We start from the raw sequence: 13,048 nt of genomic DNA, 5'->3' as shown, positions 1-13,048 counted from the left end.
GGCGCGCGATGGGATTTTTCTTCAACCGGAAGGAAAATGACGCGCCTCCGCCCTGGCACCTTCCCGAATATGACGGCGAATGGCAGGGCGCGGGTGACAGCGGACCTGCGCCCGGCGCTGACGGCGGCGACACGCCGCCGCCGCAAACTTCCTCGCGGCGCCACTGGTGGCGCTGGGGATTCGGTATCGTCTCGCTTCTTTTTCTCGCGACGCTCATCTGGCTGATCGTGACTGCTCCGCTCGGCCGCGCGCTCGAGCCGCTCGACGATCCCGCGATGCTGTTCGTGAGCGCCGATGGCCAGCCGATCGCCCGGCGCGGGGCAATCAAGGACGAGCCGGTCGATGCCGCCAGCCTTCCGGACCATGTGACAGGGGCGTTCATCGCCATCGAGGATCGTCGCTTCCGCGACCATTGGGGCATCGATCCCTATGGCATCGGTCGCGCGGCGGTCGCCAATGCCAAGGCAGGCGGGGTGACCCAAGGCGGATCGACCATCACCCAGCAACTTGCCAAGACAAGCTTTCTTTCCGCCGAACGGTCGATCGAGCGCAAGGCGCAGGAAGCGATCATCGCGCTCTGGCTCGAAGCATGGCTGAGCAAGGACGAGATCCTGTCGCGCTATCTTTCGTCCATCTATTTCGGCGACGGCGTCTACGGCCTGCGTGCAGCGTCCCGCCATTATTTCGGATCGGAACCCGAAGAGCTTTCCATCGGCCAGGCCGCGATGCTGGCGGGCATCGTCAAGGCGCCTTCGCGGCTTGCGCCCACACGCGACCTTTCCGGTGCGCGGGAGCGGGCCGAGCTGGTGGTGGACGCGATGGTCGACGAACAGATCATCACGCCTGACGAAGCCGCGGCGGTCCGACCCGCAAGGCCGACAGGGCAGGGGGCGAGCCTGCCTAGCGGGACCTATTTCGCGGATTGGGCCGCCAAGCGCGCGGCGCGCGCGCTGACGCCCGACTATGGATTGGTCCGCGTGCCCACCACGCTCGATTCGCGGCTGCAAAGGATCGCGGTGCGAAGCGTGATCAACGCGCCGATCGGCGATGCGCAGATCGCCTTCGTCGCGATGCGCCCCACGGGTGAAGTGGTCGCGATGGTCGGCGGCCGCAGCTACAAGAAATCGCCCTTCAACCGCGCGACGCAGGCCAAGCGCCAGCCGGGCAGCGCCTTCAAGGCACTCGTCTATCTCGCGGCGCTGCGTTCGGGGTGGTCGCCCGACGACATGATCGACGATTCGCCGATCAGCATCGATGGGTGGACCCCTTCGAACAGCGACGGGCGTTATCGCGGGCCAATCAGCCTGCGCGAAGCCTTCGCCCGCTCGTCCAACGCCGCAACGGTGCGTCTCGCGCAGGAGGTCGGACGTGACCGTATCATCCGTACCGCGCGCGAACTGGGTATTACGTCAAAGTTGAACGACAGCCCCAGCCTCGCCCTGGGGACCGCGGGGATCAGTCTTCTCGAAATGACTGCCGCCTATGCAGCCATCTACTCGGGAAGCTACCCGGTCGAAGCCGCCGCGCTTCAGGCCGAAACCCCGGCCGCGGCCGCCGCGAGCGGCCGGATGCTCCATCGCCAGGCGCGGATGCATCCCCATGAGGAGTGGGAGCCGATGCTCGACCTTCTCTATGCAGCGGCCAACCATGGTACCGGACGCCGTGCGGCCTTGCGCGTTCCCACCTTCGGCAAGACCGGCACGACGCAGGAAAATCGCGACGCGGTGTTCATCGGTTTCGCGGGCAATCTCGTGGTCGGCGTGTGGGTCGGCCATGACGACAATGAATCGCTCGGTCGCATGTCGGGCGGGGACGCGCCCGCGCGCGTGTTCCGTAATTTCATGCAGGCGGCCCTGCAGGTCGATGGCTCGCGCGGACCGCGACTGCCTCGCGATTTCCGACCCGCACCGCCGCCGCCGCCGCCCGTCCTGCCCGCGCCGATCGAAGAGCATCGGTCCAGTCCACTCGGCCGGATTGCGCGGGAGATTGAAAAGATCTTCCTGGGGCTCTAGGCAAGCCGGATTCGGTTCTCGAAAAATTTTTCGTGGTTAACGCGAAAATACCGGTCGCTTTAAAACTTTATCAACTCCTTGGCGCGTATCTGGAAGCATCCAACGCGGGGAAACTCTCGTCGGGATCACGGGGCCAACCCCCGCGAATTTGTGGAGCCAAAGGAGACCAGTCATGGCGAAGTTTGTTAAGCTGATTAAGAACACTGAAGGTGCCACCGCGATTGAATACGGCCTGATTGCCGCTCTGATCGCCGTTGCCGCTATCGGCGCGATGCAGGGCATCGGTGACTCGCTCAGCGCGACCTTCACTGACGTTTCGAACGAACTCTAAGTCGTTCGAACACGAAGGACCAAGGACGGCGTCGCCCCCGGGCGGCGCCGTCTTCTTTTGTGCGCCAGAGACAGGCGGCATGCCTGCCAGACGGGCGCATGAACCGGAAACGAAAAAGTGCGCCGCTTCCGAGAAGAAGCGGCGCCCTTTTTGGTGAATGGTGGAGCCGAGGGGGATCGAACCCCTGACCTCTACAATGCCATTGTAGCGCTCTCCCAGCTGAGCTACGGCCCCACGGTCGAGGCGCCCTTTAGGAAATATTCCGGTGCTTGCAAACGGAAAATTTCACGACCGGCGCATCGAAATCAATTTTCGTCGTCATCCTCGTCGCTGGTCTTGGCAACCTTGAGGTCGTCATCGCCGGTGTCGAGGTCGACTTCATCATCGGCGCTGGGCTCATCGTCCTCATCGACGTCGAGATCGTCGGCCGCGAGATCGTCGTCCTTCTTCTTCTTGTCGTCATCCGATTCGAAGGGCATCGGCTGCTTCGACTTGAGCACCGGCTCCGGAATCCATGCTTCGCCGCATTCAATGCAGGTCACCGGATCTTCCTTGCCGAGATCGTAAAAGCGGGTCGAACATTTGGGGCAGGTCCGCTTCGAACCCCATTCGGGTTTGACCATGAACATCGTCCTTGTCTGGGTTATGCGATAAATGGATTACCGCCAATCGGCGCGCGCCTTGCCATAGGGCGGGGGCGCTGTCAAAGCATTGGCCCATGTCATCCCCATCCCAGTCTTCCGCACCGCTCGTGATCGCCGTCGACGGTCCCGCCGCCAGCGGCAAGGGCACGATCGCCAAGGCGCTGGCGCGCCATTTCGACCTTCCGCACATGGACACGGGGCTTCTCTACCGCTCGGTCGCCCTCTCGCTGTGGCGCTTCGGCGGAGATGCCGGCAATCCCTTCGAAGCGGTCCGTGCCGCGGGCGAAATCGACAAGATCGATCCCGACGACGAGGAATTGCGCAGCGAAACCGTGGGGGAACTGGCCAGCCGGGTGTCGGCCTATCCGGCGGTCCGAAAGGCCCTTTTCGAGCGCCAGCGCGCCTTTGCCGCGCAGGATGGCGGGGCAGTCCTAGACGGGCGCGACATCGGGACGGTGATCGCTCCCGAAGCGCGGGCCAAGCTGTTCGTCACGGCCAGCCCCGACGTCCGCGCGATGCGCCGCTTCAAGGAATTGGGGGCACGCGGCGTCGAGGTGCATTATGAGGAGGTGCTGGCCGACATCGTGGCACGCGATGCGCGCGATGCGGACCGGGCCGCGGCGCCTCTCCTGAAGGCCGAGGATGCGGACTTGCTGGACACGTCCGATCTCTCTATAGAGCGCGCTGTCCAACGGGCGATCGCGCTCGTGGAAGCCCGTCTCCAGGCGAGCGCGTAGGGTTTTCAAGGAGTTCGCTCCGGCCCTGACGCGCTTTTTCGCTTGTTTTCACTTCCACGACCTTTCGCAACCGGGGATGCGATGGCGGGATGGGCCCGTCCTCGCAATCAGGGTTTGACCAAGACCGCTTGCGGAAGGCGCTTCATGGTGAAGCACCGGCGGCCGAACCTAGAGACGAAAGACATATTTTTATGGCCGATACGGCATTTCCTACCCGCGACGAGTTCGCGGAACTTCTCAATGAAAAACTTGGTGGTGAAGACGAAGGCTTTGAAGGCAAGGTCGTCACCGGCAAGGTCACCGGCATCGAAAACGACCTCGCGGTCATCGATGTTGGCCTGAAATCCGAAGGCCGCGTGCCGCTGCGTGAATTCGCGGCGCCGGGCCAGAAGGCCGATCTCAGCGTCGGCGACGAAGTCGAAGTCTATGTCGACCGCGTCGAAAATGCCCAGGGCGAAGCCATGCTGTCGCGCGACCGTGCGCGCCGTGAAGCCGCCTGGGACACGCTCGAAAAGGAATTCGAAGGCGATGCCCGCGTCGAAGGCACGATCTTCGGCCGCGTGAAGGGCGGCTTCACCGTCGATCTCGGCGGCGCCGTGGCCTTCCTGCCGGGCAGCCAGGTGGACATTCGCCCGGTGCGCGATGTCACCCCGCTGATGGACATCCCCCAGCCGTTCCAGATCCTCAAGATGGATCGCCGCCGCGGCAACATCGTCGTGTCGCGCCGCGCCATCCTCGAGGAAACCCGCGCCGAACAGCGCAGCGACCTCATCCAGTCGCTGCATGAAGGCCAGGTCATCGAAGGCGTGGTCAAGAACATCACCGACTATGGTGCCTTCGTCGACCTCGGCGGCATCGACGGTCTGCTGCACGTCACCGACATCAGCTACAAGCGCGTCGGCCACCCGTCCGAAGTCCTCAACATCGGCGACAAGGTGAAGGTGCAGATCATCCGCATCAACCGCGAGACCCAGCGCATCAGCCTCGGCATGAAGCAGCTGGAAGCCGATCCCTGGGAAGGCGCGGTCGCCAAATATCCGGTCGATGGCCTGTTCAAGGGCCGCGTGACGAACATCACCGAATATGGTGCCTTCGTCGAACTGGAACCGGGCATCGAAGGCCTCGTCCATGTTTCGGAAATGAGCTGGACCAAGAAGAACGTCCACCCGGGCAAGATCGTCTCGACCAGCCAGGAAGTCGACGTGAAGGTTCTCGAGGTCGACGAGGAAAAGCGTCGCATCTCGCTTGGCCTCAAGCAGGCCCAGTCGAACCCCTGGAGCGACTTTGCGGAGAAGTTCCCGGTCGGCACCGAAGTCGAAGGCGAAGTCAAGAACGCCACCGAATTCGGCCTGTTCATCGGCCTTCCGGGCGATGTCGACGGCATGGTTCACATGTCGGATATCGCTTGGGGCGTGTCGGGCGAGGAAGCGCTTGGCCTTCACCACAAGGGTGAGCAGGTCAAGGCTGTGGTCCTCGACGTCGATGTCGAGAAGGAACGCATCAGCCTCGGCATGAAGCAGCTCGAGCGCGGCGGCGTCACCGCCGACGGTTCGAGTGTCAAGAAGGGCGACATCGCCACCGTCAACGTCCTCGACGTGCGCGACGGCGGTCTCGAAGTGCAGGCCGGCGAAGATGGCCCGATCGGCTTCATCCGCCGTTCGGACCTCGGCCGCGACCGCGACGAGCAGCGTCCGGAGCGCTTCCAGGTCGGCCAGAAGTTCGATGCCATGGTCACCGGTTTCGACCGGTCGAAGAAGCCGAACTTCTCGATCAAGGCGCTGCAGATCTCCGAAGAGAAGCAGGCCGTTGCGCAATATGGTTCGTCGGACTCGGGCGCTTCGCTCGGCGACATCCTTGGTGAAGCCCTGAAGCAGAAGGGCGGCGATGAAGCTTCGACCGAAGCCAAGAAGCCGGCCAAGAAGGCTGCCGCCAAGAAGGCCGACACGGCCGACGAAGGCGAGGAAAAGCCGAAGAAGGCAGCTGCCAAGAAGGCGGACAAGGCCAACGAGGGCGAGGAAAAGCCCAAGAAAGCTGCTGCCAAGAAGACGACCAAGAAGGAAAAGGCCGACGACGCCGAATAAGCGATCGGTTCCGGTCTGAAAAAGTGGGGCGGCGTGCGAAGGTACGCCGCCCCTTTTCCTTTGGAGCGGCCCGGGATGGAAAAATGCCGCCGCTGGTCGAAAAAGCCTGCCCCAATGGGGTTGCGCCGCCCATTTTTTCCTGACAATCCTAGACCTTAGTTCCGGCCGCTTCGACAGGCCGTTTTTTTGCAAGAGAATTCCCCGGGGGGCCCGATGATCCGTTCCGAACTGGTGCAGAAGATTTGCCATGATTTTCCCGATCTCACCCAGCGTGAGGTCGAAGGCGTCGTCAGCGCCCTGTTCGACAGCATCACCGATCAACTCGCCGAAGGCGGCCGCGTGGAGCTGCGCGGTTTCGGGGCCTTCTCCACCCGTCAGCGCGATGCGCGCGTCGGTCGCAACCCGCGCACGGGCGAGCCGGTCGACGTTGCGGCCAAGCGCGTGCCCTATTTCAAGCCGGGCAAGGAAATGCGCGAGCGGTTAAATCTCGGCGCGAGCGCGAACGACGATTAAGCGCCGCGCCTTCTTTGGCTGGCTCTGCTGGCGAGAGGCTGCAAGCGGACGTGGCGGAATGGTAGACGCTGCCGACTTAAAATCGGCTTTCCGAAAGGAAGTGCGGGTTCAAGTCCCGCCGTCCGCACCAGCCTGCTGAAGAGCAGCAACTGTGGATAATTAATTAAACATTTTGCATTAGCCCCGCGGGGGTGACCAGGAAGAAGCTTCTATCTTCGCTCAATGCGAAGGTGCCCCGCACGGGGCGTGTGCCGCGCGACATGTTCGTGCTGGGCATTCTCGTCAGTGCGGTTGCACTGCTGATGTGGAACGGGAGCTATTTCTTCGGCTATCTCAGCCGTGCCGAGGGCGGTTTCACGGGCGAACTCCAGATTTCCTCGACGACATTGACGCTCAATGTCGCGCTGATCCTGTTCGGCTGGCGTTATTATGTCGATCTCCAGCAGGAAATCGCCAAGCGTGCCGAAAGCGAGGAGCGGGCCGCGATTATGGCCTCGACCGACGGCATGACCGGGCTTCTCAACCGGCGCGGATTTTCCGAGCGCGCCGAATTGCTGCGCGAAACGGCGATGAACGAGGGGCTGCAACTCGCGGTCATCTCGATGCAGCTCAACCGTTTCAAGCAGGTCAACGACCGGCATGGCTTCGACGTTGGCGACGAACTGTTGCGGCGGATCGCCACCTCATTGTCCGACACGGTCGGGCCCGAACGGGCCTTGGCACGTATCAGCGGTGATGAATTTGCCGTCATCTCGACAATCCAGGCTGACGGCCGCGAGGAAGCCAATGCGCTTGCGGGGGCGATGCTGGGCGTTGCGACCGCCCCGATCATGATCGACAAGACCCTCGTCAATGTCGGGGCGTTCATCGGCATCGCAGCGGCGGGCCCCGAAGAGGTGGGCGTGCGCGATCTCCTGCGCCGCGCCGATATCGCCCAGGCGCATGGACGGCAGGGCCGAATGGCGCGCCCCGTCTGGTTCAACGATGCGATGGAGCGCGAACTGTTCGTCCATAACGAGATCGAGCAGGGCATCCGCGCGGGCCTCGGACATGGCCAGTTCCTGCCCTATTTCGAGCCGCAGGTGGATCTCAAGACGGGGCAGATTCGCGGCTTCGAGGTGCTGGCGCGCTGGCATCATCCCATTTCGGGCGTGGTCCAGCCCGGCCGTTTCATTCCGGTCGCCGAAGAGCATGGCCTCATCGACCAGCTGTCGGAGGAAATCTTCCGCCAGGCGCTTTCGCATGCCGCCGACTGGCCGAGCGACATCCAGCTGTCGATCAACATCTCACCGAGCCAGCTCGCCGACAGCTGGATCGCGCAGAAACTCGTACGCATCCTCACCGAAACCGGTTTTCCCGCCAACCGCCTCACGGTGGAAATCACCGAAAGCTCGCTTTTCTCCGATCTCGAAATGGCGCGGGCGATCGTCAACAGCCTCAAGAACCAGGGCATCCGCCTCGCGCTCGACGATTTCGGGACCGGTTTCTCGTCGCTGTCGCACCTTCGTGAACTGCCGTTCAATTCGATCAAGATGGATCGCACCTTCGTGCGCACCATTCACGAGGATCGCGAAGCCGAGGCAATCGTGCGCGCGGTCACCACGCTCGCCGAGGCGATCAAGATCCCCGTGACGGTCGAAGGCATCGAAAATGCCGAGACGCATGAGAAGGTCAGCACTCTCGGCTGCACGCTTGGCCAGGGCTGGTTCTTCGGCAAGCCGGTTCCGGCCCATCAGGCCGACCAGCTCCTGCGCACCAGCGACACGCCGGACGTCTCGACCCCGGCAGCCAAAAGCGCATCGGCCTGACATCGATGTCCTGATACGGGACAGGAGGCACCAACTCGGGCCCGGCCCGTTCCTTCATGGTAAAAGCAATGTTAAGCCCTTGCCATGGAACTCGCGACACGCCGCTCTTTCGACCTATTCGTACGCCGCCTTCGGCAGGCGTGCCGCGCTGCCTTTGTCGCCGCGTCCGAACGCCGCGCCCGGAAAAGCGAGGCGGGCGATGATGTCCGTCTGTTCATGACCACCTTTGCGGGCGGTTTTCTTTTCATGAGTCTGATGCTCGCCTAGTCCGCCACGCGGTGCAGCCGCCACCCGAACCATGCCGATACGACCGTCGCAACCGCGACGATGAGCAGGCTGTCGGCCACGGTCACCCCTAGCTGTACCGACAAGGTGAGGATGAGCGTCGCCAGCACCATCAAACCGCTGTTCACGATATTGTTGGCGGCAATGGTGCGCGCGGTCTCGTTCTTGCCGACATGGGTGGTGAGATAGGCATAAAGAGGCACCACGAACATTCCCCCCATCGCGGCCACGCCGAACAGGTCGAGGATGACCAGCCCGCCGTGCGGGTGCGAGAGGAATTGCGAAATGCTGAGCAGGCCTTCCTGGCCCGGGTCGAACGCACGTACGCGGCGGTAGAGATCGAGCACGAACAGACCCATCAGTAGCGCGGAAAGCGGGCTGTACCGCGCACTCACCTTGCCGCGCAGAAGCCGGTTCACCAGCACCGAGCCGGTCGCAACGCCGACCGAGAAAGCGCCGAGGAAGATGGTCGCGACCTGCTGGTCGGCCTGCAGCGCATTCTTGACCAGTGGCGGGAATTGCGCGGCGAGCACCGCGCCCATCGCCCAGAAGAAGCTGATCGAGATGATTGCGAGCCGCACCCGGGGGCGGTGCATCGAGGTCCGGACAAGGGCGATCGATGACCGAAGGACGTTCCAGTCCATCGGCGCATCCGCCATGTCCTTCTCAGGCGGGGCAGGGGGGATGGCGCCTGCCGCCAGTCGTCCCAGTAGCGCGATGAACACCACCAGCCCCGCACCCCAGAAGGCATGAAGGCTGCCATCGGGTTCGGCGACGATCACCAGCCCACCCGCGATCGTGCCGAGAAGAATGGCGAGATAAGTGCCCGCTTCGACCAGTCCGGTCCCACCCAGCACTTCGCCCTTTTCGAGATGCTGAGGAAGGACCGCATATTTGATCGGGCCGAAGATCGTCGATTGCAGCCCCGTGGCGAATAGCATCGCAAGCAGCAGGGTGACATTTTGAAGCAGGAGGCCCGCCGCGCCGAGCGCCATGATGAGAATTTCGGCATTCTTGACCCGCCGGACGATCATCGCCTTGTCATGGCTGTCGGCGAATTGGCCCGCGAAGGCCGAGAAAAGGAAAAAGGGCAGGATGAACAGTCCGCCCGCCAGTGCACTGAAGGTCGCTTCGCGCGTGGCATCGCCATAGATGCCGTAGATCACCAGCAGGACCATCGCGGTGCGATAGAGATTGTCGTTGAATGCACCCGCGAACTGGGTGGCGAACAGCGGAGCGAACCGCCGCGTGCGCATGAGGTGCATGCTGTCCTGCATCAGGCGCGGGCCGGACCTGTCATGGCGAACTGCACGATCGGACCCCCTTCCTGCCAATGCGCCGACCAGACATAACAGCCGCGCGCCTGCCAGCAACGGCAAAATCTTTTGGCCTTTCCGTGCCAATCGAATAGGCAGGAGTGCATGCTGACGCTGCCCAACATCCTGACCCTGTCCCGCATCCTCGCGGTACCGATCCTTGTCTGGCTGCTCTGGAAGCCCAGCCCGATCGACTATGCGATCACTTTCATCCTCTATTCGATCGTCGGCTTTACCGACTATTTCGACGGCTATCTCGCACGGGCGCATGGACAGATCAGCCGGCTGGGCCAATTTCTCGATCCCATCGCCGACAAGATCATGGTGGTCGCGGTGATCATCATGCTGGTCGCCACGCGGCGCGTCGCCGACGAGCCCGAGCCGGTGATCGCGGGACTGTCGATCATTCCCGCACTGGTGATCCTTCTTCGCGAAATCATCGTGTCGGGGCTGCGCGAATTTCTGGGCCCGCTCAATGTCTCGGTTCCGGTCAGCCGCCTCGCAAAATGGAAGACGACGCTGCAGCTCGTGGCGCTCGGCGCACTCATCCTCGGCGGGGCCATACCCGCGCATTATTGGATCCATCAGGTCGGCATCGCCAGCCTGTGGGGCGCCGCGATCCTCACCCTCATCACGGGCTACGACTATCTGCGCGTCGGCCTCAAGCACATGGACTGATTCGACAAAGCGGCAAGATCGACTAGTCTTTCCCGGGCCGTGACGGCCCCGGAGAGAAATGATGCATCGACGCGATGTGGATATGCTCGATCCGGCGCGCACCTATTGGGTGCCCGCAGTAACTGCGCCGCGCCGCGACTGGGCGGGCGCGCCGGGTTGCCGCAAAGGCGCGCGCTTCCTCGTGGACCGGCGGTCGCTAAAGCCCAGCCGCACGCGTTTCCCGACCTTCGACAGCCGCCCCGAATGTCTGCGCTGGATCATGGAGCATCGCGCCGCGCTCAATCTTTCGCTGCCCGAAGCGCCGGTCGCGGCGGTGCGGCTCGACCGCTGGCTACTCGGCCTCGACCAATTGGGCAGTGAGCGTCCGTAGGGTTTCCGCCAGCATCTGGAATTCCTCTTCGCGCGGACTGTTGCGGCGCCAGGCCAGCGCCACCTTGCGCGCGGCATTGGCGGTATCGAGGGGGCGCGCCTCGATCCCCGTGTGATCGAGGATGCCCGCACGCAGCGCCATTTCGGGCACGAAGGTCAGCCCGAGACCATTGTCGACCATCTGCACCAGCGTATGGAGCGAAGTGCCCATCATCGCCGCCGAGGCGCGGATTTCAGGGCGGTTGCACGCCGACAGGGCATGGTCCTTCAGGCAATGGCCGTCCTCGAGCAAGAGGAGGCGCCCTTCCTCAATCTCGTCGGGGTGGATCGCCTTGACGTCGGGGGCTTCGCCCGCGGGAAAGGCGACGAACAGCCGATCATCGAAAATCGCCGCCTGTTCGACATCACCGCATGCATAAGGCATTGCGAGCAACACGCAGTCGAGCCGACCGCTGTGCAGCGCTTCGCACGCCGCCTGGCTGGTTTCCTCGCGCAGGAACAGCTTCAACTCGGGCCAGTTGGAGCGCAGGCGCGGCAAAAGGCTGGGCAGGATGAAGGGCGCGATGGTGGGGATGACGCCCATCCGCAACTCGCCCGACAGGGGCTTGCCCTCGGCGCGGGCAAGGGCGGCCAGCGCCTCGGTTTCGGCCAGCACCTGGCGCGCCTTGTCGGCGATCTTGTTGCCCAGCGGGGTGAAGCGGACCACGCGCCGCGTGCGCTCGACCAGCGTGGTGCCCAGCAGCGATTCCAGTTCGCGGATGCCTGCCGAAAGCGTGCTCTGCGTGACGAACACATGCTCGGCGGCGCGGCCGAAATGTCCATGTTCGCGCAGCGCCACCAGATATTGCAGCTGCTTGATCGTCGGTAGGTGCACAATCATCGATTTATCCTGTCAGCGCCATCGATATAATCGTCTTGAACGATAAGCAACGCCTACCTACATCGCCTCGGCAACCACGATGCTGCGTTGCAGCAAATCATGAAAACCGAAAGAAACAGGAGTGAGCATGCTTAGCGTTGGCGACAAGATTCCCGCCCTCAAGATTCCCGTTCAGCAGGGGACGTCGCAGCTTCCCGCCGATGAAATGTACGACCTCGGCGAAACCGATGGAAAGTGGAAGATCCTGTTCTACTGGCCCAAGGACTTCACCTTCGTCTGTCCGACCGAAATCGTCGGCTATGGCGAGCTGAAGGACGATTTCGCCGACCGTGATGCCGTGCTGATCGGCGCTTCGACCGACACCAGCCATGTCCACTTCGCATGGCGCCGTTCGGACGAGCAGCTGGCCAATGCCGACTTCCCCTGGCTGGCCGACAACAGCAAGAAGCTCGCCGAAGCTCTCGGCATCCTCAACGAGGAAGAAGGCGTGGCCTATCGCGCGACCTTCATCATCGACCCGGACAATGTGATCCAGCATGTCACGGTCAATGGCCTTAACGTTGGCCGCAATCCCACCGAGACGCTGCGCGTTCTCGATGCGCTGCAGACCGACGAACTGTGTCCCTGCAACTGGACCGAAGGCGAAGAGGTTCTCAAACCCGCCGCCGCCTGATCCAGCCGTGGCGGGGAGGCGGATTTCTCCCCCCAGACCCCCCGCGTCCCCGCCACATTTTTTTGCGAAAACCCGCTTTTCCCGACCGTCCTTGCCACAAGGGAGCCGTGCCCATGTCCGCCCTCAAGGCGCTTACCGAGAATTTTCCGTCCTACGCCAAGGATCTGAAGCTCAACCTGTCCAGCCTTCTCAACGACCAGTCGCTTGCCGAGGAGCGCAAGCTCGGGCTCATCCTCGCCTGTGCGCATGGCAGCGGTTACAAGCCGCTCGTCGATGCCGCCGAAGCCGAAGTTGCCGATCGTCTCGATCCCAAGTTTGCCGATGCCGCTCGCGGCGCGGCGGCGGTGATGGCGATGAACAATGTCTATTATCGCTTCACCCATCTTGCCGGGAACGAGGAATATGCCGCGATGCCTGCGCGCCTGCGCATGAATTTCATCGCAACGCATGGTGTCGAAAAGGTCGATTTCGAGCTGTTCAGCGTGGCGGTGTCGGCAATGAACGGCTGCGGCCTATGCATCGACAGCCATGAAAAGATCCTCGTCCAGCATGGCATAAAAGCCGACGCGATCCAGACAGCGGTGCGCATCGCCTCGGTCATGAAAGCGATTGCGACGGTGCATCCAACGCTTTGATTTCGCAAAGGAAAGCCGCGTCTTATCGGGCGCGGCTTTTCTTGTGCGCTGCGGATGCCTACATTGACAGGTGTAAGGCAGAGAAA

General features: G+C 62.9%; 12 protein-coding genes, 2 tRNA genes and 1 pseudogene. 11 read left to right on the top strand and 4 right to left on the bottom strand.

Annotation, left to right across the window (positions count from 1 at the left end):
* The first annotated feature begins 8 nt into the window (after positions 1 to 8).
* Together FHS50_RS06140 and FHS50_RS06135 are read left to right on the top strand one after the other, a co-directional pair.
* Positions 9 to 2,012, top strand: a complete 2,004-nt coding sequence (locus tag FHS50_RS06140; protein WP_183933461.1) for a transglycosylase domain-containing protein — start codon at positions 9 to 11, stop codon at positions 2,010 to 2,012.
* Positions 2,013 to 2,184: 172 nt separating this feature from the next.
* Positions 2,185 to 2,343, top strand: a complete 159-nt coding sequence (locus FHS50_RS06135) for a Flp family type IVb pilin (protein WP_183933460.1) — start codon at positions 2,185 to 2,187, stop codon at positions 2,341 to 2,343.
* A gap of 158 nt (positions 2,344 to 2,501) precedes the next feature.
* Here the strand turns inward: FHS50_RS06135 and FHS50_RS06130 are convergent.
* Both FHS50_RS06130 and FHS50_RS06125 read right to left on the bottom strand, forming a co-directional pair.
* A tRNA-Ala gene (locus FHS50_RS06130) sits at positions 2,502 to 2,577 on the bottom strand.
* 71 nt (positions 2,578 to 2,648) lie between these two features.
* Positions 2,649 to 2,966, bottom strand: a complete 318-nt coding sequence (locus tag FHS50_RS06125; protein WP_183933459.1) for an FYDLN acid domain-containing protein — start codon at positions 2,964 to 2,966, stop codon at positions 2,649 to 2,651.
* 95 nt (positions 2,967 to 3,061) lie between these two features.
* Between FHS50_RS06125 and FHS50_RS06120 the strand changes: the two genes are divergently transcribed.
* The 5 genes and pseudogenes from FHS50_RS06120 to FHS50_RS06100 all read left to right on the top strand — a co-directional run bounded on the left by FHS50_RS06120 (position 3,062) and on the right by FHS50_RS06100 (position 8,126).
* On the top strand, positions 3,062 to 3,724 hold the full coding sequence (locus FHS50_RS06120; RefSeq protein WP_183933458.1) for a (d)CMP kinase: 663 nt from the start codon (positions 3,062 to 3,064) through the stop codon (positions 3,722 to 3,724).
* 191 nt (positions 3,725 to 3,915) lie between these two features.
* A pseudogene (rpsA, locus tag FHS50_RS06115) lies at positions 3,916 to 5,601 on the top strand (30S ribosomal protein S1); the annotation flags it as partial.
* 417 nt (positions 5,602 to 6,018) lie between these two features.
* Positions 6,019 to 6,318 carry an integration host factor subunit beta gene (locus FHS50_RS06110; protein ID WP_183933456.1) on the top strand — a complete coding sequence of 100 codons (300 nt, stop codon included), beginning with the start codon at positions 6,019 to 6,021 and terminating at the stop codon, positions 6,316 to 6,318.
* Between the two features lie 44 nt (positions 6,319 to 6,362).
* Positions 6,363 to 6,448: transfer RNA gene (locus FHS50_RS06105), tRNA-Leu, on the top strand.
* Between the two features lie 61 nt (positions 6,449 to 6,509).
* A complete protein-coding gene (locus tag FHS50_RS06100; RefSeq protein WP_183933455.1) occupies positions 6,510 to 8,126 on the top strand; it encodes a putative bifunctional diguanylate cyclase/phosphodiesterase in 1,617 nt (538 codons plus the stop codon).
* Positions 8,127 to 8,389: 263 nt separating this feature from the next.
* On the opposite strand, the gene FHS50_RS06095 is transcribed toward FHS50_RS06100, so the two are convergent.
* Positions 8,390 to 9,688 carry an MFS transporter gene (locus FHS50_RS06095; RefSeq protein WP_183933454.1) on the bottom strand — a complete coding sequence of 433 codons (1,299 nt, stop codon included), beginning with the start codon at positions 9,686 to 9,688 and terminating at the stop codon, positions 8,390 to 8,392.
* A gap of 144 nt (positions 9,689 to 9,832) precedes the next feature.
* Here FHS50_RS06095 and pgsA point away from each other — a divergent pair, with 144 nt between their 5' ends.
* A complete protein-coding gene (gene pgsA, locus FHS50_RS06090) occupies positions 9,833 to 10,405 on the top strand; it encodes a CDP-diacylglycerol--glycerol-3-phosphate 3-phosphatidyltransferase (protein WP_183933453.1) in 573 nt (190 codons plus the stop codon).
* Positions 10,406 to 10,463: 58 nt separating this feature from the next.
* The gene (locus tag FHS50_RS06085; RefSeq protein ID WP_183933452.1) at positions 10,464 to 10,775 is read left to right on the top strand and encodes a hypothetical protein; all 312 of its coding nucleotides are present in this window, start codon (positions 10,464 to 10,466) and stop codon (positions 10,773 to 10,775) included.
* Here the strand turns inward: FHS50_RS06085 and FHS50_RS06080 are convergent.
* Complete coding sequence (locus FHS50_RS06080; protein WP_183933451.1) at positions 10,737 to 11,654, bottom strand: hydrogen peroxide-inducible genes activator; 918 nt, start codon at positions 11,652 to 11,654, stop codon at positions 10,737 to 10,739. The genes FHS50_RS06085 and FHS50_RS06080 overlap by 39 nt on opposite strands.
* Positions 11,655 to 11,781: 127 nt before the next feature.
* Here FHS50_RS06080 and FHS50_RS06075 point away from each other — a divergent pair, with 127 nt between their 5' ends.
* A complete protein-coding gene (locus FHS50_RS06075; protein ID WP_183933450.1) occupies positions 11,782 to 12,327 on the top strand; it encodes a peroxiredoxin in 546 nt (181 codons plus the stop codon).
* Positions 12,328 to 12,440: 113 nt separating this feature from the next.
* Positions 12,441 to 12,962 carry a carboxymuconolactone decarboxylase family protein gene (locus tag FHS50_RS06070; RefSeq protein ID WP_183933449.1) on the top strand — a complete coding sequence of 174 codons (522 nt, stop codon included), beginning with the start codon at positions 12,441 to 12,443 and terminating at the stop codon, positions 12,960 to 12,962.
* Positions 12,963 to 13,048 lie beyond the last annotated feature (86 nt).

It is taken from the genome of Sphingomicrobium lutaoense (assembly GCF_014195685.1).
Classification (GTDB): Bacteria; Pseudomonadota; Alphaproteobacteria; order Sphingomonadales; family Sphingomonadaceae; genus Sphingomicrobium; species Sphingomicrobium lutaoense.
The sequence above is the reverse complement of the archived record's forward strand: the minus strand, read 5'-3'. Positions and strand labels throughout refer to the sequence as shown.

Excerpts from the sequence above, each read along its gene's own strand:
- FHS50_RS06140 (WP_183933461.1), top strand. The coding sequence starts at position 9 with ATGGGATTTTTCTTCAACCGGAAGGAAAATGACGCGCCTCCGCCCTGG.
- FHS50_RS06135 (WP_183933460.1), top strand. The coding sequence starts at position 2,185 with ATGGCGAAGTTTGTTAAGCTGATTAAGAACACTGAAGGTGCCACCGCG.
- FHS50_RS06125 (WP_183933459.1), bottom strand. The coding sequence starts at position 2,966 with ATGGTCAAACCCGAATGGGGTTCGAAGCGGACCTGCCCCAAATGTTCG.
- FHS50_RS06120 (WP_183933458.1), top strand. The coding sequence starts at position 3,062 with ATGTCATCCCCATCCCAGTCTTCCGCACCGCTCGTGATCGCCGTCGAC.
- FHS50_RS06110 (WP_183933456.1), top strand. The coding sequence starts at position 6,019 with ATGATCCGTTCCGAACTGGTGCAGAAGATTTGCCATGATTTTCCCGAT.
- FHS50_RS06095 (WP_183933454.1), bottom strand. The coding sequence starts at position 9,688 with ATGCAGGACAGCATGCACCTCATGCGCACGCGGCGGTTCGCTCCGCTG.
- pgsA (WP_183933453.1), top strand. The coding sequence starts at position 9,833 with ATGCTGACGCTGCCCAACATCCTGACCCTGTCCCGCATCCTCGCGGTA.
- FHS50_RS06085 (WP_183933452.1), top strand. The coding sequence starts at position 10,464 with ATGATGCATCGACGCGATGTGGATATGCTCGATCCGGCGCGCACCTAT.
- FHS50_RS06080 (WP_183933451.1), bottom strand. The coding sequence starts at position 11,654 with ATGATTGTGCACCTACCGACGATCAAGCAGCTGCAATATCTGGTGGCG.
- FHS50_RS06075 (WP_183933450.1), top strand. The coding sequence starts at position 11,782 with ATGCTTAGCGTTGGCGACAAGATTCCCGCCCTCAAGATTCCCGTTCAG.
- FHS50_RS06070 (WP_183933449.1), top strand. The coding sequence starts at position 12,441 with ATGTCCGCCCTCAAGGCGCTTACCGAGAATTTTCCGTCCTACGCCAAG.